The organism is Candidatus Ryanbacteria bacterium CG10_big_fil_rev_8_21_14_0_10_43_42 (assembly GCA_002793915.1).
Lineage (GTDB): Bacteria > Patescibacteriota > Minisyncoccia > Ryanbacterales > 2-02-FULL-48-12 > 1-14-0-10-43-42.
In genome coordinates this window covers 21,562-44,768 of the sequence record PFEF01000001.1, presented here as the reverse complement: position 1 = coordinate 44,768, position 23,207 = coordinate 21,562, and the positions used below count along the sequence as shown (strand labels likewise).

General features: G+C 43.5%; 25 protein-coding genes and 3 tRNA genes. 20 read left to right on the top strand and 8 right to left on the bottom strand.

Going from position 1 to position 23,207, the window contains the following annotated elements:
* The first annotated feature begins 185 nt into the window (after positions 1–185).
* Genes COU90_00250 through gatA form a run of 7 tightly spaced genes read left to right on the top strand, consistent with a single transcriptional unit; the run spans position 186 to position 6,254 of the window.
* Positions 186–794 carry a hypothetical protein gene (locus COU90_00250; protein ID PJE64932.1) on the top strand — a complete coding sequence of 203 codons (609 nt, stop codon included), beginning with the start codon at positions 186–188 and terminating at the stop codon, positions 792–794.
* Positions 794–1,345, top strand: coding sequence for a hypothetical protein (locus tag COU90_00245; GenBank protein PJE64931.1), 552 nt, complete (start codon positions 794–796; stop codon positions 1,343–1,345). Before COU90_00250 ends, COU90_00245 begins: the two co-directional genes overlap by 1 nt.
* 15 nt (positions 1,346–1,360) lie before the next feature.
* The gene (locus tag COU90_00240; protein PJE64930.1) at positions 1,361–1,942 is read left to right on the top strand and encodes a hypothetical protein; all 582 of its coding nucleotides are present in this window, start codon (positions 1,361–1,363) and stop codon (positions 1,940–1,942) included.
* A 12-nt stretch (positions 1,943–1,954) separates the two neighbouring features.
* Positions 1,955–2,425 carry a hypothetical protein gene (locus COU90_00235; GenBank protein ID PJE64929.1) on the top strand — a complete coding sequence of 157 codons (471 nt, stop codon included), beginning with the start codon at positions 1,955–1,957 and terminating at the stop codon, positions 2,423–2,425.
* A gap of 9 nt (positions 2,426–2,434) precedes the next feature.
* Positions 2,435–4,516 (top strand): NAD-dependent DNA ligase LigA, encoded by a 2,082-nt coding sequence (locus COU90_00230; protein ID PJE64928.1) that lies wholly within the window; start codon positions 2,435–2,437, stop codon positions 4,514–4,516.
* 23 nt (positions 4,517–4,539) lie between these two features.
* On the top strand, positions 4,540–4,824 hold the full coding sequence (gene gatC, locus COU90_00225) for an Asp-tRNA(Asn)/Glu-tRNA(Gln) amidotransferase GatCAB subunit C (protein PJE64927.1): 285 nt from the start codon (positions 4,540–4,542) through the stop codon (positions 4,822–4,824).
* 17 nt (positions 4,825–4,841) lie between these two features.
* On the top strand, positions 4,842–6,254 hold the full coding sequence (gene gatA, locus COU90_00220) for an Asp-tRNA(Asn)/Glu-tRNA(Gln) amidotransferase GatCAB subunit A (GenBank protein PJE64926.1): 1,413 nt from the start codon (positions 4,842–4,844) through the stop codon (positions 6,252–6,254).
* A 37-nt stretch (positions 6,255–6,291) separates the two neighbouring features.
* Here the strand turns inward: gatA and COU90_00215 are convergent.
* The 4 genes from COU90_00215 to COU90_00200 form a co-directional block, all read right to left on the bottom strand.
* Positions 6,292–6,365, bottom strand: a tRNA-Asp gene (locus COU90_00215).
* A gap of 95 nt (positions 6,366–6,460) precedes the next feature.
* Complete coding sequence (locus tag COU90_00210) at positions 6,461–7,075, bottom strand: hypothetical protein (GenBank protein ID PJE64925.1); 615 nt, start codon at positions 7,073–7,075, stop codon at positions 6,461–6,463.
* Positions 7,076–7,165: 90 nt separating this feature from the next.
* Positions 7,166–7,238: transfer RNA gene (locus COU90_00205), tRNA-Met, on the bottom strand.
* On the bottom strand, positions 7,229–7,909 hold the full coding sequence (locus COU90_00200; protein ID PJE64924.1) for a hypothetical protein: 681 nt from the start codon (positions 7,907–7,909) through the stop codon (positions 7,229–7,231). The genes COU90_00205 and COU90_00200 overlap by 10 nt, the downstream gene beginning before the upstream one ends.
* Before the next feature lie 277 nt (positions 7,910–8,186).
* Here COU90_00200 and COU90_00195 point away from each other — a divergent pair.
* A tRNA-Met gene (locus COU90_00195) sits at positions 8,187–8,260 on the top strand.
* Positions 8,261–8,420: 160 nt separating this feature from the next.
* A complete protein-coding gene (locus tag COU90_00190; protein ID PJE64923.1) occupies positions 8,421–8,948 on the top strand; it encodes a hypothetical protein in 528 nt (175 codons plus the stop codon).
* Positions 8,949–9,253: 305 nt separating this feature from the next.
* Here the strand turns inward: COU90_00190 and COU90_00185 are convergent, their stop codons facing one another.
* The 3 genes from COU90_00185 to COU90_00175 form a co-directional block, all read right to left on the bottom strand.
* On the bottom strand, positions 9,254–9,460 hold the full coding sequence (locus COU90_00185) for a hypothetical protein (GenBank protein PJE64922.1): 207 nt from the start codon (positions 9,458–9,460) through the stop codon (positions 9,254–9,256).
* Positions 9,435–9,995 carry an AAA family ATPase gene (locus COU90_00180; GenBank protein PJE64921.1) on the bottom strand — a complete coding sequence of 187 codons (561 nt, stop codon included), beginning with the start codon at positions 9,993–9,995 and terminating at the stop codon, positions 9,435–9,437. Before COU90_00180 ends, COU90_00185 begins: the two co-directional genes overlap by 26 nt.
* A 130-nt stretch (positions 9,996–10,125) precedes the next feature.
* The gene (locus COU90_00175) at positions 10,126–10,557 is read right to left on the bottom strand and encodes a hypothetical protein (protein ID PJE64920.1); all 432 of its coding nucleotides are present in this window, start codon (positions 10,555–10,557) and stop codon (positions 10,126–10,128) included.
* Positions 10,558–11,116: 559 nt separating this feature from the next.
* Here COU90_00175 and COU90_00170 point away from each other — a divergent pair.
* From COU90_00170 to COU90_00140, 7 genes are all read left to right on the top strand, one after another.
* Entirely contained in the window at positions 11,117–11,758 is a 642-nt protein-coding gene (locus COU90_00170) for a hypothetical protein (protein PJE64935.1), read from the top strand.
* Positions 11,759–11,875: 117 nt separating this feature from the next.
* The gene (locus COU90_00165; GenBank protein ID PJE64919.1) at positions 11,876–14,134 is read left to right on the top strand and encodes a hypothetical protein; all 2,259 of its coding nucleotides are present in this window, start codon (positions 11,876–11,878) and stop codon (positions 14,132–14,134) included.
* Positions 14,135–14,143: 9 nt separating this feature from the next.
* The gene (locus COU90_00160) at positions 14,144–14,347 is read left to right on the top strand and encodes a hypothetical protein (GenBank protein PJE64918.1); all 204 of its coding nucleotides are present in this window, start codon (positions 14,144–14,146) and stop codon (positions 14,345–14,347) included.
* A gap of 141 nt (positions 14,348–14,488) precedes the next feature.
* Positions 14,489–15,001, top strand: coding sequence for a hypothetical protein (locus COU90_00155; GenBank protein ID PJE64917.1), 513 nt, complete (start codon positions 14,489–14,491; stop codon positions 14,999–15,001).
* A 189-nt stretch (positions 15,002–15,190) separates the two neighbouring features.
* Entirely contained in the window at positions 15,191–15,775 is a 585-nt protein-coding gene (locus COU90_00150; protein ID PJE64916.1) for a hypothetical protein, read from the top strand.
* Positions 15,776–16,018: 243 nt separating this feature from the next.
* Positions 16,019–16,354, top strand: a complete 336-nt coding sequence (locus COU90_00145; GenBank protein ID PJE64915.1) for a hypothetical protein — start codon at positions 16,019–16,021, stop codon at positions 16,352–16,354.
* A gap of 53 nt (positions 16,355–16,407) precedes the next feature.
* Positions 16,408–16,782, top strand: coding sequence for a hypothetical protein (locus COU90_00140; GenBank protein PJE64914.1), 375 nt, complete (start codon positions 16,408–16,410; stop codon positions 16,780–16,782).
* Positions 16,783–17,288: 506 nt separating this feature from the next.
* Here COU90_00140 and COU90_00135 read toward each other — a convergent pair.
* Positions 17,289–17,633: a hypothetical protein gene (locus COU90_00135; GenBank protein ID PJE64913.1), complete on the bottom strand. Its 345-nt coding sequence runs from the start codon at positions 17,631–17,633 to the stop codon at positions 17,289–17,291.
* 86 nt (positions 17,634–17,719) lie between these two features.
* Between COU90_00135 and COU90_00130 the strand changes: the two genes are divergently transcribed.
* From COU90_00130 to gyrB, 4 genes are all read left to right on the top strand, one after another.
* Positions 17,720–17,944 (top strand): DUF1653 domain-containing protein, encoded by a 225-nt coding sequence (locus COU90_00130; GenBank protein ID PJE64912.1) that lies wholly within the window; start codon positions 17,720–17,722, stop codon positions 17,942–17,944.
* Positions 17,945–17,984: 40 nt separating this feature from the next.
* Positions 17,985–19,037, top strand: coding sequence for a phenylalanine--tRNA ligase subunit alpha (locus tag COU90_00125; GenBank protein ID PJE64911.1), 1,053 nt, complete (start codon positions 17,985–17,987; stop codon positions 19,035–19,037).
* A gap of 23 nt (positions 19,038–19,060) precedes the next feature.
* Positions 19,061–21,112, top strand: a complete 2,052-nt coding sequence (gene pheT, locus COU90_00120) for a phenylalanine--tRNA ligase subunit beta (GenBank protein PJE64910.1) — start codon at positions 19,061–19,063, stop codon at positions 21,110–21,112.
* A gap of 84 nt (positions 21,113–21,196) precedes the next feature.
* A partial coding sequence (gyrB, locus tag COU90_00115; protein ID PJE64934.1) for a DNA topoisomerase (ATP-hydrolyzing) subunit B occupies positions 21,197–23,207 on the top strand: 2,011 nt, incomplete at its 3' end.

The following is a 23,207-nucleotide window of genomic DNA, read 5'->3' as shown; positions in this document are numbered from 1 at the left end:
GTCGTGGTACGAGGATCGGGAGGTGGAAAAACAGCAATCGTAAATGTCCCTCTTACGTTAAAAGCAAGTAATCCCGGATTTGAAGAACAATAAATTCTTATGAGAGTGCCAACAAACAGAATACCCCTTAAAGGCGGTATTTTGTTTGTGGGACGGGTAATATACTGTATACTTAATGGCATAGCATGAATTACTTGAAACATTCTTCACGTGGATTTACTCTTACAGAACTTCTTGTCGCCATTAGTATTATGGTTATTTTAACAACCGTTACTCTTGCCAACTACCCACGTTTTGGTCGTACACTTGCTATTGAGCGTGATGCACAGTTGGTGGCACTTGCGTTAAGAGATGCCGGTGCGCGCGCCGCCGGTACACGCATTAGCGCTTCGGGAGAATTTCAGAGTTTATTCGGGGTATATTTTGACACAACTCCGGGAAATAATAATAAATACATTATTTTTTCCGATATAAACGGAGATCAATTTTATACGCCGGGAATAGGAGAAGAGCTTGAATTCGTATTTCTTTCGCGAGGGGTAAAAGTTGATGAAATTTGCCGGTTGGTGAAGGCTACGCCACCGCCACCGGAAGACTGCGCTATCGGTTCTCTTAGTATCACATTCGAACGTCCGGCACCAACCATTCGCGTGTTAGGTGTGGGAACGAGCGGCGGGCCTCCGGTAAATTTTGGTTCGGGAGATTTTGAAATTCGTCTCGGAGTGGACGGCGATACGTTTCGGCGGGAAGTGATCATATGGACAACGGGAGCTATATCAATTGAAGAATTATAATGATGTCGAGTAAAAACAAAAGCGGATTTTCTATTATAGAAACAATTGTCGCAATTGCTCTTTTAATGCTTGTTCTTACCGGTGCAACATCTCTGGTTAACCTTAGTTTACGCACGATAACTACATTCAGAGACGAGCTTACGGCTACTATGCTTGCACAAGAGGGAGCCGAGTACATACGCTGGAAGCGAGATTCCAACCGTATTGCGTCTTCAAATCCGAATAACTGGATGGATAATATATTGGTGAAGGGAAGTGCTCCCTGTAATGGCTCGGCGTGCATAGCACAGTTAAGCACGGCAACGGGTAACGTGACATTCAGCAAGTGTACCGGCGGACCATGCCCACCGCTCCGTTTTAATTCAACGACGGGAATTTTCAGTTATGAAATGTCCGGCACAATGGTTACACCGTTTATTCGCACTATTGAAGTTACCGAAATCACAACACATAAAGAAGTTCGCGTGCGTTCTACCGTAACGTGGCCGCGTCGTTTTGGTGTGGGGGTAAAATCGGTGGTAGTGGAAGAAATTTTGCTTAATTGGCAATAGTAATGTGATAAATATATGCATAGCGTAAGACATGAGAAGTATACTATGAAAAATCTCATAGGTAACATATATCATTATAATCGCTCCGGAGGGTTTTCTCTGCTTGAGATGATTGTTGCGGTGGGCATTTTTTCCGTTGTGGCTTTAATCTCCACGAGTGTAATTCTTTCCTTAAATACGGTTCAGAAAAAGGTTCTTAATGTCCAAAATACGCACGATAATATTCGTTTTGCTCTTGAATCGATGGCGCGTGATATACGTACGGGGGAAAATTATATTGGAGGATGCGATTGGCCCGCCGGGTGTAATATGTTTTCATTTCAAAGATCTACTTCGGGAGAATTGGTAACATATCGTCTTAATGGCGGCGTTATTGAAAGGCAGGAGAGTACAGGACCATGGTTTCCCATTACCGATCCACAGCGTACCATTACGCGTCTTCGATTTTATACAACGGGAATCGGTGCTTTTGTAGAGCAGGAAAAAATAACAATTGTAATAGAGGTAGAAAGCGGTATTCCAACCCGGCAGGCGGAGTATGCCAGCTTGCAATTGCAAACGACCGTTACAAAACGAAGCATATTCCCATCCCTTTAATTACTTAATTGTATGAGAAAAAATCATAAAAAAGGCATTGCCCTTCTTCTGGCCGTTCTTATTGGCAGTATTGCAATTGCTATTTCGGTGGGAGTATTCAATGTTTTTTTCCGAGAAATTCGTATCACCCGGGGGCTTACGCCGTCACTTGAAGCGTTTTACGCGTCCGACGCAGGCGGAGAATGTGCGCTTTATTGGCAAATTAAGGAAAATGCGTTTCCGTTTTCCGGTGCAACAAGTCCGATACAATGCAATGGAGAGAATATAACCGTCACCGGATCATCAGGGGATTATTCTTTTAGTTTTGATTTTTCGGTAGGGTCAAATCAACGGTGCGCTCAAGTGCGGGTACGCACAAATGGGGGAGAGACATGTACGCGCATTGATTCATACGGCACAAACAGAGCATGCGGAGTAACCGGACAGCCGGGTATGGTGGAACGCGGACTTGTTATTACCGATCCGGTCGGATGCTCTTTGTAATCCATGACTATGACGGAAAAAGAGGCGCAAGAACGAATTAAAAAACTTCGCACGGTGATCAATCATCACCGTTATTTGTATCATGTGCGGGATACGCAGGAAATTTCAGACGCAGCACTTGATTCATTAAAGCATGAATTACATCAGCTGGAAGATATGTTTCCGGCACTCATAACACCCGATTCTCCCACCCAGCGTGTAGGAGGGGAACCGCTTTCCAAATTTGAAAAAGTAACACATGCCGTCCGTATGCTTTCTTTGGAGGATGTATTTACGGAGCAGGAGTTTGTGGAATGGACGAATCGTATGGATCGTTTTCTTAAAAAAGAACGATCCGTATTTCCGTTGTTTGGTGAGGTAAAATTTGACGGCATTGCGGTTAGTCTGGTGTATAAAGACGGCATATTCATCCAAGGGTCAACTCGTGGAGATGGCAGTGTGGGAGAAAACATAACACAGAATTTAAAAACAGTGGAATCCATCCCGCTCAAACTGGAAACGCATACTGCCTCTCAATTGCGTCCCGATATCGCGCGGCATATAACAAAAGGGGAAGTGGAGATTCGTGGGGAAGTTGTTATTACAAAAAAAACATTCAAGGCTATTAATATACAACAGGAAAAAAAGGGAGAAAAACCCTATGCAAATCCACGCAACCTTGCGGCAGGATCTTTACGCCAACTTGATCCGCGCATAACAAAAGATCGTAATTTGGTATTTTTGGGATATGATGTTGTCACCGATATGGGGCAAAAAACACATGAAGAAAGTCATGCTATTCTTTCTTCATTGGGATTTCGTTCGGACGCGCTTGCGCGTGTGCTTCCCGAGGCGGCGGATGTATTTTTGTTTTGGAGAGATGTGGAAAAGAAACGGGAAAAGTTGCCGTATCACATTGATGGTCTTGTGATTAGTGTAAACGATATAAAACAATTTCATGCACTTGGCGTTGTCGGAAAAACACCGCGGGGAGCGTTGGCGTTTAAGTTTGCGCCGGAAGAGGCAACTACGCATGTTTTGGATATTCAAGTGCAGGTGGGGCGAACGGGAGTACTCACTCCGGTAGCGCATTTGGAGCCGGTAGCTATTGGCGGCGTTACGGTAAGTCGTGCCACGCTTCATAACATGGATGAAGTTCACCGGCTGGGGGTGCGTGTGGGAGATACGGTAATCGTGGGGCGTGCCGGTGATGTTATTCCGGATATACGTTCCGTTCTCACGGATTTGCGCACAGGAAGTGAAAAGCGGTTTCATATGCCGGATACATGTCCTATGTGCGGCGGTCCAATAGAGAAAAAGGAAGGAGAGGTTGCTTATCGGTGCACAAATAAAAAATGTTCTGCTCTTATACGGGAAGGGCTTTACCACATGGTTTCCAAGAAAGGGTTTGATATTGATGGGTTGGGGCCGAAAATTATTGACGCTCTCCTCGATCAAAGTCTGATACAAGATGCCGCCGATGTATTTGACCTCACGGAAGGAGATTTGGTACCACTGGAGCGGTTTGGAGAAAAATCGGCAAAAAATCTTATCGAGTCTATCGCGCACGCGAAGCGACTGCCGGTGGCACGGTTTTTATATGCATTGGGTATTTTTCATATTGGAGAAGAAATGGCAATAACGCTTGCACGGAAGTTTTTTGGTACCGCTTCAGCGAAGGGCCGATCCTTTTCGGTGGAAGAGTGCAGAAAACGACTTGCGGCACTTTCCGTGGAAGATCTTGAGCATGTGGATGGTATTGGTGCCAAGGTTGCTGAAAGTATATATGCATGGTTTCATGATACGCATAATATCGCATTGTTGGGAAAGCTTGATACGGCGGGAATACGGCTTGACCCTCCGCATGCTCCGCGGGTGACGCAAATATTGGCGGGAAAACGAATTGTTGTCACGGGAGAATTAGAGGGTATGAGTAGAGATGAAGTGCGTGACGTTATCCGTGCATATGGAGGAGATCCCTCGGAATCGGTATCTAAAAAGACGGATTATGTGGTAGTTGGCAAAAATCCCGGATCCAAGTATAGTAAAGCCCAGCAGTTAGGTATATCCGTATTGGACGAAAAGGCGTTTCGGGACCTCTTGCAATTATAGATATAAAGAACACACACATATATATGAAAAATATTCATCATATCAGCGAACTTGCACGCATTGATCTTACCGAAACGGAAGAAAAACGTATTGGAGCGGATTTGGAGCACATACTTGCTTATGTGGATAAATTAAAAAATGCGGAAACGGGCGGCGGTGACGAGCTTATATACGGGGGAAGTGCGGTAAATGTATTTCGTGAAGATGAGGAGGGAAGCGAAATCGAGGGAAGAGAAAAGGAACTTATTATTGAAGCTCCCGATCATGACGGTACGTTTATTAAGGTAAAATCGGTACTGAAGAAATAAACAAAAACAGAGAGTATATGAATACGATTTCAGAAATACAAAAACGCATAAAAAGAGGCGATTCGTCTGCCCGCACGGAAGGGGAGAATGTTATTCGTGCCATTAAGAATAAAGATGCGGATATTCATGCATATCTCTCGTTTGATGAAGAGCGTATATTGCAGGATGCGGATATGCTTGATGCGCGTATAAAGGCGGGAGAAATATTTCCATTAGCGGGGGTTCCTATTGCCGTTAAGGATAATATCCTTATGAATGGCGTAAAGGGAGCGGCGGCGTCTAAGATGCTGGAGTCGTATAGGGCGCCATATGACGCTACCGTAATCCGCAAACTAAAAGCCGCTGGTGCCATTATGGCGGGACGTACGAATATGGATGAGTTTGCTATGGGGTCATCCACCGAAAATTCCGCTTTCGGCGCCACAAAAAATCCGCACGATACGGCACGGGTGCCCGGAGGATCATCGGGCGGATCAGCGGCCGCTGTTGCCGCCGGCACGGCAGTTGCCGCATTAGGATCAGACACGGGCGGGTCCATCCGTCAGCCGGCGGCGTTTTGCGGTGTGGTGGGATTAAAACCTACATATGGGCGCGTTTCCCGTCATGGGCTTATTGCCATGGCTTCGTCTTTGGATCAAATAGGTCCGCTTACCCAGACAGTGGAGGATGCTAAAATAATTTTTGACCTTATAAAAGGTGTAGATACATTTGATTCCACTACGGTGGAATTAACCGAGATAGAAGGGCAAGAAGTACGCAAAAATGAAAAGATGCATATAGGTGTACCGAGGGAATATTTTGGCGATGGACTCAATGCCGAGGTGAGAGAATCCGTTATGACGGCGCTTCATGCTCTGGAAGCGGCAGGACATACGCTTCATGATATAAGCTTGCCGTATACCGATTATGCGCTTGCGTGTTATTACGTTATTATGCCGGCGGAAGTTTCCGCCAATCTGGCGCGTTTTGACGGTATTCGCTATGGACTCTCTAAAGATGCTGATGTACTTATTGATGTATATAAAAAGACACGCGGCGCCGGATTCGGAGAGGAAGTACGCCGCCGTATTATGCTCGGGACATATGTACTTTCCGCCGGGTATTATGATGCATATTACACAAAAGCCGGAAAAGTGCGCGCGCGCATAAAACATGATTTTGAGCGTGCGTTTGGGGAAGTAGATGTTATCGTATCTCCCACAACGCCAACGCCGGCATTTAATATAGGCGAAAAAATAAAAGATCCGCTTTCCATGTATCTGGAAGATGCTTATACGGTACCGGCAAACATAGCCGGTATTCCGGCGCTTTCCGTCCCATGCGGCAAAACATCTACCGGTCTTCCTATTGGTATTCAGTTTATGGCGCGTTGGTTTGATGAAGATGCATTGTTCGACATAGGAAAAGAATGGGAGCATTTACGCACATAATAAAAACCGCCGACTTATATCCGGCGGTTTTTTTCTGCGCGGGCGACCGGGCTCGAACCGGCAACCTCTCGCGTGACAGGCGAGTGCTCTAACCGATTGAGCTACGCCCGCAGTTTATGTTTATATAGTGTACGCATTTTTTCTCTAATTATCAAGGTTTACTTCATTTTTGCCAAAGGCGTAACCATTATTATCCGCACAAGATATTATGCGGAAGACGTATCATCAGACGCATCGGTGCTAAAAAGGGAATCTTTCGGTATATGTTCTATGTGGGCAATTGCCTGCGGGAGCCGCAAGAAATCTTTTCGTAGATCTTCTTTAATGGCGGAAGACCGTAATGCCGCCGCCGGATGATAAAGCGGATACACGACATATGGTTTCGCCCGCATGAGTTTTCCGTGTGTTTTTGATATTTTTGCGTCCGGCAGAAAATAATTCATCGAAAACCGCCCGAGCGTGGCTATTATTTTTGGCTGTAAAATATCTATTTGGTTTTGCAGATAGGGCTTGTAGGCATCTATTTCTTCCGGCAGGGGATCACGATTCTGCGGCGGTCGGCGTTTTACAATATTAGTAATATACACCGACTCCCGCGGCCAATCCAATTCTTTTAACAGCTCATCTAACAGTTGTCCGGCGCGTCCCACAAAAGGGCGTCCTTGTTTGTCTTCATGGAAGCCGGGAGCCTCTCCGATAAATAAAATGGATGCATTCGGACTTCCTTCACCAAAAACAAGTGTTGCCGTATTGGCAAGAGGAAGGGACGTATGTACTTCCATTTCTTCTTTGAGCTTTTGGAGCTCTTTTTCTTTGGTCATAGAATTGTGACAATGCTCATATATAGCTGCGCCTTATATGTGTGGCGTAGCTGTCGCATTGCACAAAAATATACAGTGTATATTTTTGTGTGCCGATGGCAGGATTTGAACCTGCGACCTAACGCTTATGATGCGCCCGCTCTAACCACTGAGCTACACCGGCATTTTATTTTTCATGGCTTCAATAAGTGCAAGAATTTTATATTTTAAACGGGAACCTTGTGATACTCCTAACGCTAACACTCCATAATATGAGTCATGATTTTCATAGATTTTCTTAGGACGTTCTTTGAGTAAAATTGGCTTGTAGAATTGTTCTTCCGGTAATTCTAATAAATCTGACCAAAATGTGAGAACTTCTTTTATGCGTGGACCATGTATGGCGTTAATAAAGATCCGTGGCATAAATTCTTCTTTTTTAACATCCATGCATACTTGAAACCACTCAAACATAAAGGAGATCATGTGAGGATCTGAATTGGAAAAAGATAGTTTTGATTTTTTACTTCCTTCACCCCAATAAAGACAAAGCCCCGCTATTAAAAACTCATTTTTTGATAACTGCTGTATCTCCTTTTTAGCACTTTCCGTAAAATAATCAATAACATCCTGTTTTTTCTTTCGATTTGTTTCAGCACCACGCATTCTTCCCAAGTGACCTGCTTGTATCATATTTTTCTTTAAAGCGGATGCTTGTCTTGAGGTAAGATTAATATTTCTGCACCAAACACTGGCAGAACTTTTAGAAACATTAAGTAGATTAGCAATTTCTTTTATGCTTTTTCCTCTACGTCGCAATTGTAGGGCGCGTAACTTTTCTCTAGACTTTGCCATATGCTATATATAGTATATTATTAAGGTTCGATAATCAATTGACACATTATTGCTCGATTTTTCTATATTCTGTAAAAAAATACTAGTATTCTTGCGCAAAACTAAAATTTAGGGTATAGTTTCAATTATGATTGTGATTCATTATGGATTGCAAAAAAGAAATAATAATCGCGGGATGGAGGAGTGGATACAACCTCTGGAGGAGGTTGTATCGGAAGGCTCAATGAGCCGTATCCTAAAAGTTCCGCAGTGGATAATATAAAGTACGAAAATACATCGCGGGATGGAGGAGTAGTACCTCGGAAGGCTCATAACCTTCAGGCGCGGGTGCAATTCCCGCTCCCGCAACAAAAAAGGGGCACAATTATCTTGGAGTGATAGAAGGTGTGGATAGCGTTCTCATGTGCTTGTTTCTGTTGAGGAGGACTTATTAAGAGAGGGAATTAACCCTATTTCTCCTTATATTTCTTATTATGGTAATATAAAAACATATTAGTAGTAATTTAGAACAATGAAACAACTTGATCCAAAAGCGGTGTGGTTACTCTTTATAAGTGGTCTACTACGCTTTTTCGCGATAACACTGTTTTTAACATTCTTTTTTGGAAGTATTCTTATTGATGCATTTAAGGTAGACACTGCATGGATAACAAGTAGCTATTTTCTCATTTCTTTTGCCGTTTTGATACTATTTTTGGTAGTCGTATGGATATGGGCTCGTTTAAGTTACCATTTTTATCGGTACGAGTTTACAGAAGAAGGATTTCGAAAAGAATTCGGTATCGTATGGAAAAAATATGTAACTATTCCTTATGACAGAATCCAAAATGTTGACATTTATCGAGGCATTGTTGCAAGGGCATTAGGACTCTCTGATTTACACATACAAACTGCCGGTGCTAGTGCACAATACTCGCGCTATGGCGCATTAGGCCTTAGTGCTGAGGGAAGATTGCCTGGACTGTCAAAAGAAGTTGCTGAGCAGGTTCGAGATGAACTTATTCATCGCGCGCGTGGATCTAAAAGTCAAGGATTATAGCATTTAGATAATAACCTCAATGTTGTTTTATGCTATTACAGCAATCCCTTGTTGATAACCCACCAGACAAAAAGCATATTCATGGTGTATGGTTAATCCATTATACTAACATATTTCATATACATCGCTTTTCATCATATACGCATGTAGCGAAAAAAGGTACCTGATACTGTATCTTCCGATTTAATTTTGAATCAACTGTTCGAGATCCTTGGCGATCGAAAAAGCGTCCCTGACCCCGTTACCATATTCCGTTCAAGAGGGAGACCTAAAAAAGGTACCTGACACCTATTCCACCTATTCCTCTATTCCTGACACCTATTCCTTAGTTTTTCAGCAACATCTTTCGCTCTTTCCTTGGCAACATTCACCGTATACATTGTCCATTGTTTAACCCATGGCGTTTTATGCCCTTCGGTAACAAATTCAATTTTTGTATTCACAATTTCAACATCCTTAAGAACATCTTTGTCCTCTAAACTTTCTTCAATTATTATTCCTTCGTAATTCATAATATTGATTCATTTCTTGTATCTTAAAAAAACTTTGTAAGAATACATCAACTTCCTTCTTTGCTTGCAGAATAACTACAGTTTTATCGGGATTCGAGGTTTTGAGGTTCTTTAATTTTTGCAAGATATCTTTTCTCGCTACCTGGGGGTATCTCCATAGCACCCACCGCACCAAATCCCAACTAATCCTCTCCTCACATCCGGAAATATCGTCCTCACGATTTTTAGTAAGTCTCCGTTTTATTATCCGATAAAAGCATGTAAAACGAGAGGGGTCCAAGAAAATAATTGTATTCGCTATCGGTAAGCGCAAATGAAGCGTTGAGCGATAATTACCATCCATAATGAAACTGACTTTCTTAAGCAAATCCTGAATAGTACGTTCCCATTGGTCACTCTCGGGCTTTATCCAGTTCGGTTTCCAATAATACTGGTCCAGATGAATCAACTCAATACCTAACTTGTCGTGAAGCCGTTTTGCTAGTACTGACTTTCCAGCACCAGGTGAGCCAATTATTAGAATCTTTTTGTTCATATACAAAGCAAAAACATTGAGCCTGTCGAAGTGCTACCACCGTTGGACGGGTTTAGAACTTTGAACTGGAGGGAGATTGAAAAAGATTTATATATTATAAAAAGAAATGGCCACCATATGCTACTAGATATTATTGTATGGCGGCCAAATACTCGTTGAACCTGATTTCTTCCTCAGGACTTAGACTTAGGTCAGGTGGTGTTTTAAGGTAATCACAAGTCAGCTTTAAGCTTGCGAGTTGATATAGATTTCCATCAGCGTGGTATTTATCCACAACTTCTTGTATGAGCACCGCATCTGTATCGGTAACTTTAGTGTCTCCGTAGTAGTACTTCAGAAGCAAATGCCATCTCGCAATTTCATATCCTTGATAAGTCGGTAACAAACCGCTTCCATCCCTGCAGTCGTTGAGCGAGTTGGGAAGAGTTGATTTTTCTTTAGGATATAGGTTCTCATCCACTCCCATATTCTGCAGAACCATAACTAGGCGGGCAGTTACATACAAATTACTCTCAGCTCGTGCCTGAGTCAGTTTTTGAGTTAGCTCGCAAATTTCATCCATTACAAAAGACCTCCATTCAGACTGAGTAGACTATACAATATTATTTAACATTTGTCTGCTCGCCCTACTCAGGGACTTTCGAACTTTAGATTGGGCAGAGGAGTATAAATATCCAACCGTCATTCTTTCCCAAATAAAGCAGTTGCTAGCCAAGCATCAGGAGCGATAACGGAATAACAAATAACGGGCAGAAAAAAAGATATTGAACCACAATTTAACTTTTTAAAGTACCTAGCACCTATTTTATTTTGCTGGTGATTGACCCCAAAAGCTATCCACACTGTGAACAGTGTCAGAACTGGAATTAAACGACAGGGTGAAAATATTTGTAGCCTAGCCTATCATAATAAGTACACCAAAAAGCATCTAATACCTATTTCACAACCGTAAATGACTCAACAATATCACTAGCTTCATCATAAAAAGATGACCTTATTGGAGAAATGGAAAATAGGTGTCAAAATAGGTGTCAGAAATAGGTGTCAGGTACCTTTTCTCCCACATCTTCACATGATATATTTGATGTATGGGACGAGCTCCACGAGTAGATATAGCCGATATCATTTATCATGTAATAAACCGTTCTAATAGCAGAACTGAGTTGTTTAATACGAAAGGAGACTATAGAGGTATTGAGAATATCTTAGATCAGGCACATAACAAATTTAAAGTAAAGATATACGCATATTGTATTATGCCTAACCACTGGCATCTGGTTGTATCACCAGAGGAGGATGGAGAAATGTCCCGATTTATGCAGTGGCTCACACTTACTCATACACAACGATACCACGTGTTTCATAAGACCATAGGATTCGGTCATCTTTATCAGGGAAGATACAAATCCTTCCCCGTACAAACAAATGAGTATTTTTCACAGCTTGTACGATACGTAGAAAGAAATCCGGTACGCGCAAACCTAGTTAGGAAAGCAGAAAACTGGCAATGGTCTAGTCTTTGGAGAAGGGAGTATGGAAGTGATCAACAGAAAAAACTCCTCACCAAATGGCCTATCGGAATACCGGACGATTATCTCTCTTATGTAAACACTAAAGAGAAAAGCATAGATTTAGAAGAGATGCGTGATTGTGTAAATAGAGGAAGGCCTTATGGTAGTTCTCAATGGACAAAACAAATAATTGATATATTTGATCTTGGATTAACAACTCGTTCAAGAGGGAGACCTAAAAAAGGTACCTGACACCTATTCCAGATAAATACGGCATTCTTTAGCCCGAACCACATTATTACCCGAAGCATTGTAGTATTTGAAACAGATGATGTCATCACAAGCGGGGCTACCATTGCCTCTTCCACTTTGCAGTTGACAGCGCGTTTGCTGGGTGACCCTACAGGGGATCAGGAATGTGTATTGGATGAAGCGGGTGCATTAGTGGATGGCACGGATAGCTCACTAGCGGCAGGGGATTATGATGCTATTCAAACTACCGAGATTGCGTCTAACCGGCTCGATATTACCGATATATCTGTTGGGGAGAGAACAGGGGATACGCGCTTTACATTAAACGGAACAGGACTCTTATGGATTAAAGACGCTGGAGACGCGGAACCAACTCGTATGTTCCTTCGCATAAGTGGGGACTTTGACAACACTGATCCCGGGTTAGGCAATGGTCAGACCGCGCGTTGTCGCATGGATTCCGCCGAAGCAGGGGGTGGCAACGAGCCGGTGCTGACGGTTACGTGGAATGTAGGCAACCAAGCCCCCACCGCGCCCACATCACTCCAAACGGAGTCGCAAACAAACCCAACTGACATAACAGATCCCACACCCGAATTTTCCGCCATCTACAATGATCCCGATAGCGGCGATCTCGCCCCGTGGTATCGTATTCAAGTATCAAGCTCGTCCATTGGAGACTGGGCCATACTCGACTGGGATTCGGGAACCACCACCATGGCAACCACCACGGAAGGCAACCGCAGTCCCGAGCTTTCCTATGGCGGCTCCGCGCTAGCGTCTTCTACCATCTACTACTGGCGCATCAGGTTCTCCGACGATGATGGGAAAGAGGGTGCCTGGAGTACGGCAACATCTACCTTCTCTCTTGCTGCCGCAGGTGTACCAGGAGTTGCTACAACCACCGGAGGCATACAAAACTTTGTGTATACGTACGATAATGTGGGGAATATCACAAAGATAGTGGACACCTCGGAGACGGATACAGAAAAGACAATACAATATGTGTACGATGATCTCTACCGCCTTACGTCTGCCTCAACGACGCTCGCAACCACCACCCAAAGCGACTATGTGCGGACGTATGCGTATAGCAGTATTGGGAACATCACCAGCAAGAGTGATGTAGGATCTTACACCTACGGCGAAACAGGGTACGCAAACCCGCATGCGGCGACGGATATTAATGGTGCGACCCAAACGTACTCAAACTCCGGAAATCTTCTCTCAAACGGCACCTGGAACTTCCGGTGGGATTATGTCGGAAGGATGAAGAAGGCTTCCTCAACAAGTGCGACAGCAAGCTACGGCTATGATCACACCGGGCAAAGGGTATTTCTTGCGGAAAACGATCTCGCTACTACCACCTACGCCAATAGCCTCTATTCCATTTCTAGCGCAACCACAACCAAGCATATTTTTGCCAACGGGCAGTTAGTGGCTACGATTGAGGTGGTAGGGACGGCGACGACAACGAATTATGTCCATACGGACCATCTGTCTGGTTCGAGTGTGATTACTGATGATAACGGGGACGTGGTGCAGGTTCTTGACTATTACCCATTTGGAGCACTACGAGTAGACAACCAAGACACAAACTTCAATGAAAAGCGGAAGTTTACGGGGTATGAGTATGATGATTCTACGGGGCTAAATTATGCAGGGGCGAGGTATCAGAATCCTGCGAAAGGAAGATTCACTTCACAAGACCCTGCGAGCAGAGATGTTCCAGAAAGTTTCTTAGCTGATCCACAACAATTAAATATGTATGCGTATGGGAGAAATAATCCTGTTAATCTTGTTGATCCTACTGGAGAGTATATCCTCTTCCCTAAGTTTCGAGCAGGTTTGGATATAAGATTCAATCGTGAAAATATTAAAAATGCAGCTAGTAGATATCCCGATGTACGCGCAGACATTCTTGCGGCAAATATTTATGAAGAGAGACGAGGGGCATTAAACGTTAATTTCATAGATACATATACCGATGTTTATGGTGGATTGCTCGGTATTGATACATCTATAGGATTGGGACAGATAAGAATATCAACAGCACAAAATGCCGCAAATGCAGGGTACTTCGATGTAGATCAATTGTATGATGACACTTTCAGTTTTGGAGGCAACATGCCGCAAAGATTAAAGATGATTCATCTTCTTAATAACAATGAGACAAACGCTATAATTGGGGCAGCGTTCTTGCAACAGCAGATTGATAAGTGGAAGGAATTTGCACCAGATGTCGCAAACGATCCTGAGCTACTAGGGTCTATATACAATGACTCACGTAACGATCCAGCAGATGGAGGATTCAGTAATCCTTTCGGGGAAAGAGTAGCGGGTAGTATAGATAGAGTCAATGAGTTACTAGAATAAATTGTTAATATGTTTAGAAAAGTTGTTTTTTGGGGGATTACTGTTTTAGGGATTTCTATTATTTTATTGGCAGCAGAGACGCAGTTTTGCTTATTCACGTCCACACAGGATTGTTTATGGAGACAGGAACCAGAGAACATTTTCCACATTCTACTTGGGGTAATTATTTCTGTTATCGGTACAATTGGGTTGTGGAAAACGCGAAATACGTAAGTTAGCGAAGCAATTATTGCTTGATATGTTCTTTTCACACCAGAACATTACCGCTACAGTAGTATAAATCCAGCCCAAACTATTAAAACTGTTGGTAACTCGTAATTCTCAAAGCCGCTGTGAATTTATTAACCCTCAAACATGCAAAAGAAAAGGAAGTCAAAGACCACATCAACTGTAGTTAAACGTAATGAGACACCAAACTTATTAGAGGAGGTTGAGCTAAATCCTCAGCAAATAGCAGGTGTTCTAGCGGAGGCAACTTCTGGAGCAATTGTCTCGAGTATCCCTGGTTTAAACAAATTATTTGAATGGGTTGAAAGAATTGACCAAGCTTCTCGTGAGGAAAAGCTAAAGACATTGCTCAGAGAGTACACAGTACATTTTGAGTCGGTAGACAATGCTATTTCCAGACTGAAACTACTCACGTCAACACGTGGCGGCCAAACGTTATTTAGGAAAATAATTCAAATAATAGACAAAGGGGCAGAAGACTTGGAGTGGATACGTTTATTAGCAATGGCACTTCGTAGAATATCAGAAGCAGAGTTTGAAAAGTGCTTTGATGCCCAAAATAACGGGGTCAGGGACGCTTATCCCCGTTATCATCGTTACTCCCTGATGAAGATTACACGATGTTTGAAAATATATTAGAAGAGGCAGTAGAAAATCATGATATGTGATTGCTGGGAAAGAATGGTGGCTGACCCCAAAACAAACAAAACACACAAAACACAAAACAAAAAAGTAATTACATAAAGCATAAATTATGTATCCCACTTGTGTTTTTCTTACCACGTGATAGTGTAAACGTAAATTTACATCTTATGAAAGGAGTTGCGTATGAAGAAGATCGCGACTTTGTTGGCTGTAGCGGTAATGGTCGGTACTTTGTCCGCGGATGCTCTTGCCGAGAATACGGCACAGCTTGAGTCTCCGGCTGACGGCAGTACTATATCCGGTATTGCCCCTATCCAAGGATGGGTTGCTGCTGATAGTAATGAGTCGGTGGAGGTTATTATTACCATAGATAATTTTCCTCCGTCTACGGCGGCATGCTGTACGTCTCGCAGAGATGTTGAGGCTCTGCATCCCAACGCCGGTTTGGTGGGCGGCTTTACCGCCACCATGAATTGGGGGGTGATTCGGTCCGGAACGCATACGGTGCGCATGGAGGTTCATTTTCAGCCGCGCGGAACAGTTGTGCAAACCAACACCATCACGGTACTGCGTCCTGCCGACAGGGCGTTCATTCCTAACCTGGATCTCACCACTGCAGAAGTAAGTTTGGTGGGGGACACGGTTATGATAGACGGCATATATGTACCCAGCGATGCTAATGGTGCCATAACGGAAAAGGAGGATGTGCATGTGGGGTTGCGGTGGAATTCAGCAACGCAATCATTTGGCATTGTTGAGACGAATTAATTTTTTTCTCGTGGCGGAATATAAAAGCCTGTTGAATATTCAATAGGCTTTTTATATGCGTGTTTGGTTGCAAAACTATCGTTTAATATTCATTAAGCGAAGGATTTCCCTTCCTGTATGATATAGGATTAAAACGGGTAATGTATAACATTCCATATCTCTTCTTCACGCTTAGTTTGCAGGTGAATAGACACAACAATAATATGTATATACCATCTGAGTATTTTTGGGTATACTTGTAAAATGATAGAAAGAAATAAAACAATACTTAACGGACTTCTGACTATTACGACGTTATTGCTTACCTCATTTTTTTGGCGGCAACCGTTTGTATTGGTTGTTCTTCTGCTTGCTGTTGGTATTGGTATGATGATGACAGAACGGTATAAAAGCGCGATCATAATTTATATTGTCGCATTTCTATTTGGCCCGTTGAGTGAAGCACTTGTAATACACTACGGCGCTTGGAGTTACACGGAACCGCATATTTTTAATTTCCCCATATGGCTGCCATTTGTGTGGGGTAATGCAGGATTGTTTTTAAATAGGGTAAACAATCATATCCGCCTGCGGTTTTGACGTACGCATGTTTTTATGCAATGCTTTTTTAAAATCTTAAAAGGAGGTGTTTTGTGGCAGATGCTAATGAAGAGCGGGTCCAGGGGTTTCTATTTGGTTTTGTGGATTTTCTATATGCAGTTTTGTTTGGGGTGATTCTACAACAGACGTTTACCAATGTGTTGCTCATTACAACAATTCCGCGACCTGAAAAGTTAGTGCGTATTCTGCTAGTCGTTGGCGTGGCGTCATTTTTGTGGTATTGGTATGTTGGGCAGTTACTCTCATTTGGTGGAATGGCGATGTTATATGTTATCGGCTGGCTGTATGACTTATCCTATGAGCTGTTTGCACCATCACGAGAAGGACTTGCGGGCGGTCCGGCCGTTCCGTTTGTAAGCGACAGAAGCATTGTGCGATTAAGAAGATTTTTAAGAATTCCTGCATAGGAGGTTGTTATGGGAACACCAATAGATGAAATGAATCCCGTTTTTCTTATTGCGTGTGTTGGGGCAATTATAGGTGCTGTTTACTATTGTTATCAGGCATGGCATGCCGGAAAAACCCAAAACAGGTAGGTAATATCGTTACCTTGCATATCAGTTTTTAAGCTCTAACATTCTTGTTAGAGCTTCTTCTTTTGAAATAATTGACAAAATATTACAAGTTCGACACAAAAATGATTTCCTATTCCTATATGTATATATAGGGCACAGTATTTCCACATATCATTCCACCTCTCTTCTTCACGCTTAGTTTGCGGGTGAATAGACGGCCTATCCGCGCTCCCAGTGAATAGAAGATGGTGGAAGTTTATATGCCAAAAAATATTAACATTGTGAGTATGAGCGGGAAAGCAATGATTCTTATTTTATTGTAAGATTAAGTAAAATGGGGTGCTTATCGCATTTGGCTAGTTTAAGAAATTATAAATAAAAACCGCTCGTGTGAGCGATTATGACTTAAAATATTGCGTTACGAGAGATCCGGGAATAACACGCAGGTTAGAGAATACATGAGGGTTTTGCAGGCGGCGGCGAAGGCGCTTTGCAAAACGGGAAGCGCCGCGAATGCTTTTAAACGTGAATGGTACGTGTCGCATTGCGCCGCAACAGTGGACGGTATGGGGTTTTTCCAATATAAAACAGCGTATTCCCTGAGTTAATTCAATAATTGCCTTTCCTTCCCGAAGATGCGTTCGGCAGTCAGTGCATGCACATACAATACCGGGGCGAGGTGGATACACAATATGAACGTGAACGGATAAATCTGTTTCAGTCCCTTTCATGACAACCTCCATAATGTAAAGTAAATTATACTATTTGATGGCAGTTTAGTATGTGGAAGAGGGAAATGCAATAATTATGCATGTAATAATATAAACATATGGGTGAAATACAAAAAGGAATATATAAGCATTATAAAGGAAAGATGTATCTTGTTTTAGGAGAGGTAACACATTCCGAAACAATGGGAAAAATGGTTTTATACATACCTCTTTACGGAGCGTTTCGGATGTTTGTGCGTCCGAAAGATATGTTTTTGGAAGAAGTGACCATGCCGGAATACGATTATACGGGTCCGCGGTTTTTATTTGTAGGCAAGGAATAACGATGTTGCTCTTGGCCTCTATCATGTGTACCATAGGGGTATGCAGGCACTCGACATACTTAAAGAATCAGCACTTCGCTCCATAGAAAGCGCAACGGATACCACGGCATTACGCGACATAGAAATTGCGTATCTTGGTCGTTCCGGAAAGGTAACGTCCATTTTGCGCGGAGTAAAAGACCTATCTCCCGATCAGCGTAAGCACATTGGCAGGGAGGCAAATTTACTTCGTAGTGTTCTGGAAGATGTGATTGCGGAAAAACGCCGTGTGTTAAATAAGCAGGAACATGCCGAGCGGCTTGGAAAGGAGCGCATTGATATTACTCAACCCGGTGTAAAAATGCCGCGAGGAGGACTTCATCCCCTTACTATCATCCGCCGCGATATCGAGCGCATTTTTTCTTCCTTGGGCTTTACTATTGCCGTTGGACAAGAGGTAGAAACGGAGCATTATAATTTTGATGCACTTAATATTCCGGCGGATCATCCGGCGCGGGATATGTGGGATACGTTTTGGATTAAGCAGAAAAAAGACGAAGGACAGAGAGCGGAGAAAGAGCGGCTGTTACTGCGAACGCACACTTCTCCCGTGCAGGTGCGTTATTTGGAAGCGCATCAGCCGCCGTTTCGGATTATTGTGCCGGGACGCGCTTTTCGGTATGAAGCCACGGACGCATCGCATGAGATTCAGTTGTATCAGTTGGAGGGGCTGATGGTTGGAGAGGATGTTTCGCTGGGACATTTTAAATATATTATCACGACATTTTTAAGCGAATTGTTTCAAAAAGAAGTGACTATTCGTCTTCGTCCGAGTTATTTTCCTTTCGTGGAGCCGGGGGTGGAGGTTGATATGAGTTGCGTTATATGCGGCGGCAAAAAAGGATGTTCGGTTTGTAAACGCACGGGATGGGTTGAAATACTTGGTGCGGGAATGGTGCATCCGTATGTATTCAAGGCGGCCGGCTTAAACCCGAAATATTGGCAGGGATTTGCGTTTGGTATGGGTATCGACCGGGTGGCAATGATGAAATATCATATTCCGGATATTCGTTTTTTCCATGCGGGAGACGAGCGGTTTTTGAAGCAATTTTAATTTAGTGTTTACTGTTATACCATATGAAATTTTCTTACAATTGGCTGAAAGAATATATCCCCAAACTTCCGTCGCCTGAAAAATTGGCGGACATATTAACCATGCATGCGTTTGAGGTGGAGGAATATAAAAAGCACGGAAAGGATTATATGTTTGAGATTGCCATTCTTCCCAATCGTGTTGCCGATGCGTCGGGACACGCGGGGCTTGCGCGTGATATCGCCGCCGTTACAAAACTTACGGTTGTCTCTCCAAAGGCGGCATGTACGGAAGAAAAAGGAACGAATATAAAGGATATGCTTACCGTTTCGGTAAAAAATAAAGAGGCATGTACGCGTTATATGGCGCGCGTTATGCAGGGCGTTCAGATAAAGGAATCTCCGGCATGGCTGAAGGAACGGCTTGATGTGTGTGGTATTAGGTCTATTAATGCCATTGTAGACGCCACAAATTATATTATGCTTGAAACAGGTCAGCCGCTCCATGCATTCGATTACCAGGCGCTTTCCGGTACCGGGAAAAAAGAAATTATTGTGCGGAATGCTAAAAAAGGCGAGAGAATGAAAACGCTTGACGGGCAGGATGTTGTTTTGGAAGAGAGCATGCTTGTCATAGCCGATAAAGATGATCCGCTTGCTCTTGCGGGTATTAAGGGAGGTTCGAGAGCGGAAATTACTTCCAATACGCATACCATTATACTGGAGGCGGCTCATTTTAGCGGACCGGGCATACGCCGTACGTCGGAGCAAACCGGTATTCGTACCGATGCATCTGTTAGGTATTCGGCACGCATGAGTGCTTTTCTTGCTGAAGATGCTCTTATGCGCTTATGCAGTCTGATTGCGAAAATATCCGGCGCAAAAGCCGTACGGGGAGTTTTTGATATATATCCCAAAAAAGAATCCGCTCCGCACATCGCCGTACGTCCCGCATATGTAAACAGTCTTCTTGGCGTCTCACTTAAGGGAAAGGATATACAGGCGCTTTTAAAGCGTGCGCATTGTACTGTTGCAGTGAAAAAAGATTTTCTTATAGTGACACCTCCTCCCGCAAGGACAGATTTGCGCATTGAGGAAGATCTTATAGAAGAAATAGGGCGTATATATGGATATGATAATGTAAAAGCGATACCGCCCCGCGGAGAACTTATTCCGCCCCGTGTAGATGAGGTTGTATTTTTTCAAAATGTAATGAAAGATATACTGGCAGGTATTGGGTTTCAGGAAACATATAATTATGCATTTGTAAGTGCGGGTGATATTGCATCTATGGGAGACACGCCGCATATGTATTTGGAGCTTGAGAATCCCGCTCGTGCGGAATTTCAGTATATGCGCGCATATCTTACGCCCGGGCTTTTACGAAATGCCGCGGAAAATTTGAAGCATGAAAGTACGGTGCGTATGTTTGAGCTTAGTTCCGTATTTGGTACTTCTCGCGCAAAAGATCTGACGCATCATGAAGCGCGTCATTTGGGGGGATTTATCGCGCATAAACAAAAATCAAAAAAAGCACATTCATTTTTTGAACTTAAAGGCTCTCTTTCCCGTTTTTTTGAAGCCCTGGGCATTACGGCACATTTTGATGATATTTCGGCGGATGATATAGTATTTCACCCTCATCGGGCGGCGCATATAACAATAGACGGCACACGCATAGGTACTATGGGGGAGCTTCATCCCATTATGGCGGAGCGATTTTCAATTGGGGGAGAAGTTGCTCTTTTTGAAATCGATGCCGATGGTTTGGCGCGGCTTGTCCGCAAGGAAAAAGAATTTCGGCCCATATCACGCTATCCGTCTATAATGCGGGACATAGCGGTTCTCGTGCCCGTATCTGATCGCATTGTAGAATTGTACGATGTAATAGAGAATACGGCGGGAGAGTTGCTTGTGGATACGGATCTTATTGATATGTATGAGGGAAGTGAAATTCCGGACGGGAAAAAAAGTTTGGTGTTTCGTTTGGTGTTTCAATCGCATGAACACACTCTTAAAGACAGCGATGTCGATGGTATTATGCAAAAAATCATGAAAGCGTTCGACGAACATCTCGAGTGGGAGGTGCGGAAATAATAATTCTATCCATTTTTACAAAAAGAAAGGCTTCCTAAAATATACTGGTGTAGTGTATGATTTTTTGCTACCATGGATCCATATATGGCTAAAAAAGAGGAAAAAAAGACATCCGGCAATAAAGGATCTTCGGACTATGGCGCGAAGGACATTTTTGTATTAGAAGGGCTCGAGCCGGTTCGAAAGCGTCCGGGGATGTATATTGGCTCTACCGGACCGGATGGACTTCATCATCTTGTATGGGAAATTATCGATAATGCTATTGATGAGGCAATGGCGGGATATGCGCATCATATTGAAGCCGTTATTTTGCCGGGAAATAGTGTACGCGTTACCGATGACGGGCGCGGTATACCCGTTGATATTCATAAGCAAACGAAAAAATCGGCATTGGAAACGATTATGACCACCCTACACGCCGGCGGAAAATTTGGCGGTGGGGCGTATAAAGTGTCCGGCGGACTTCATGGTGTTGGAGCATCGGTGGTAAATGCTCTTTCCACCAACATGAAAGTAGAGGTATGCAAGGAAGGTGCGCTCTATCGCCAGGAATATAACCGGGGGGTACCGAAGGCGCAGGTCAAAAAAGTTGGTACATGTACGGCGCAGGGAACGGCGGTTACGTTTGAGCCGGATGCGGATATTTTTACGGAAAAGGAATTTAACTGGAAGCGCATTTTGGACCGTGCGCGTCAGCAGTCGTACTTAACCCGCGGAATTAGGATGACTCTTCGCGATGAACGTGATCCCGAAAACGAACAACATTATGGATTTCATTTTGAGGGAGGTATTGCGTCTTATGTAAAATATCTTAATCGTGATATCACGCCGGTACATGAGACTATTTTTTATGCCTCCAAAGATGTTAATGAGGCGTTTATAGAAATAGCGCTCCAATATGCGGATGACCTGCAGGGGCGCGAGATGGGATTTGCGAATAATATTCATACGCCTGAAGGGGGTATGCATATTACCGGATTTCGCACCGCCCTTACGCGGGTACTTAATGATTACGCACGTAAGAGTAGTGCTCTTAAACAGGACGAAGAAAATCTTACGGGGGAAGATGTACGGGAAGGTCTTACGGTGGTCATTTCTATAAAATTACAAGAGACGCAATTTGAAGGACAGACGAAATCAAAATTAGGAAACCCCGAAGCGCGTACTATTACCGAATCCATGTTCGCGGAAACGTTCGGTATGTTTTTGGAAGAACATCCGACGGATGCGCGCGCCATTGTTGCAAAAGTAATTTTGGCGGCAAAGGCGCGCAAAGCAGCTAAGGCTGCCAAAGATACTATTCTGCGCAAGGGTCTTTTGGACGGGATGACGCTTCCGGGAAAGTTGGCGGATTGCCAGTCAAAAAAAGCGGAAGAATCGGAATTGTATCTTGTTGAGGGAGATTCTGCCGGCGGATCCGCAAAACAGGCGCGCGACAGGCGTAATCAGGCAATTTTGCCTCTTCGAGGGAAGATATTAAATGTGGAGCGCGCGCGTCTGGATAAGATGCTTGATTCCAAAGAAATTAAAGCTCTTGTAATCGCATTGGGTGCGGCCATTGCGGATGAATTTAATATAGACAAGCTTCGGTATCATAAAATCGTTATCATGACGGATGCCGATGTGGATGGGGCGCATATCCGCACACTTCTTCTGACGCTTTTTTATCGTTATTTCCGCCCTATAGTGGAAGCGGGGTATTTGTATATCGCTCAACCTCCTTTATATAAAATTAGCCGTGGACGGGAGTTTCGTTATGCATATACGGAAGCGGAGAAAGAAAAAGTTCTTACTGAAATGCAAGCCGCTAAAGAAGAAAAAGCGAAAGGTAAAAATAAAAAGAGTGAAAAAATAAAAAATGAAGACACGAATGAAGGCGAAGAATCCGACAATGAGGCGGAGGGAGGCACGCAAGCAACTAAAGGGTTTAATATCCAGCGCTATAAGGGACTGGGAGAGATGAATCCCGAGCAACTATGGGAGACAACTATGGATCCGGAGCGCCGCATGTTTCTTAAGGTTACCGTAAAGGACGCTGAAGAAGCGGATCATATTTTTGATGTTTTGATGGGCGGAGAAGTGGCACCGCGAAAAT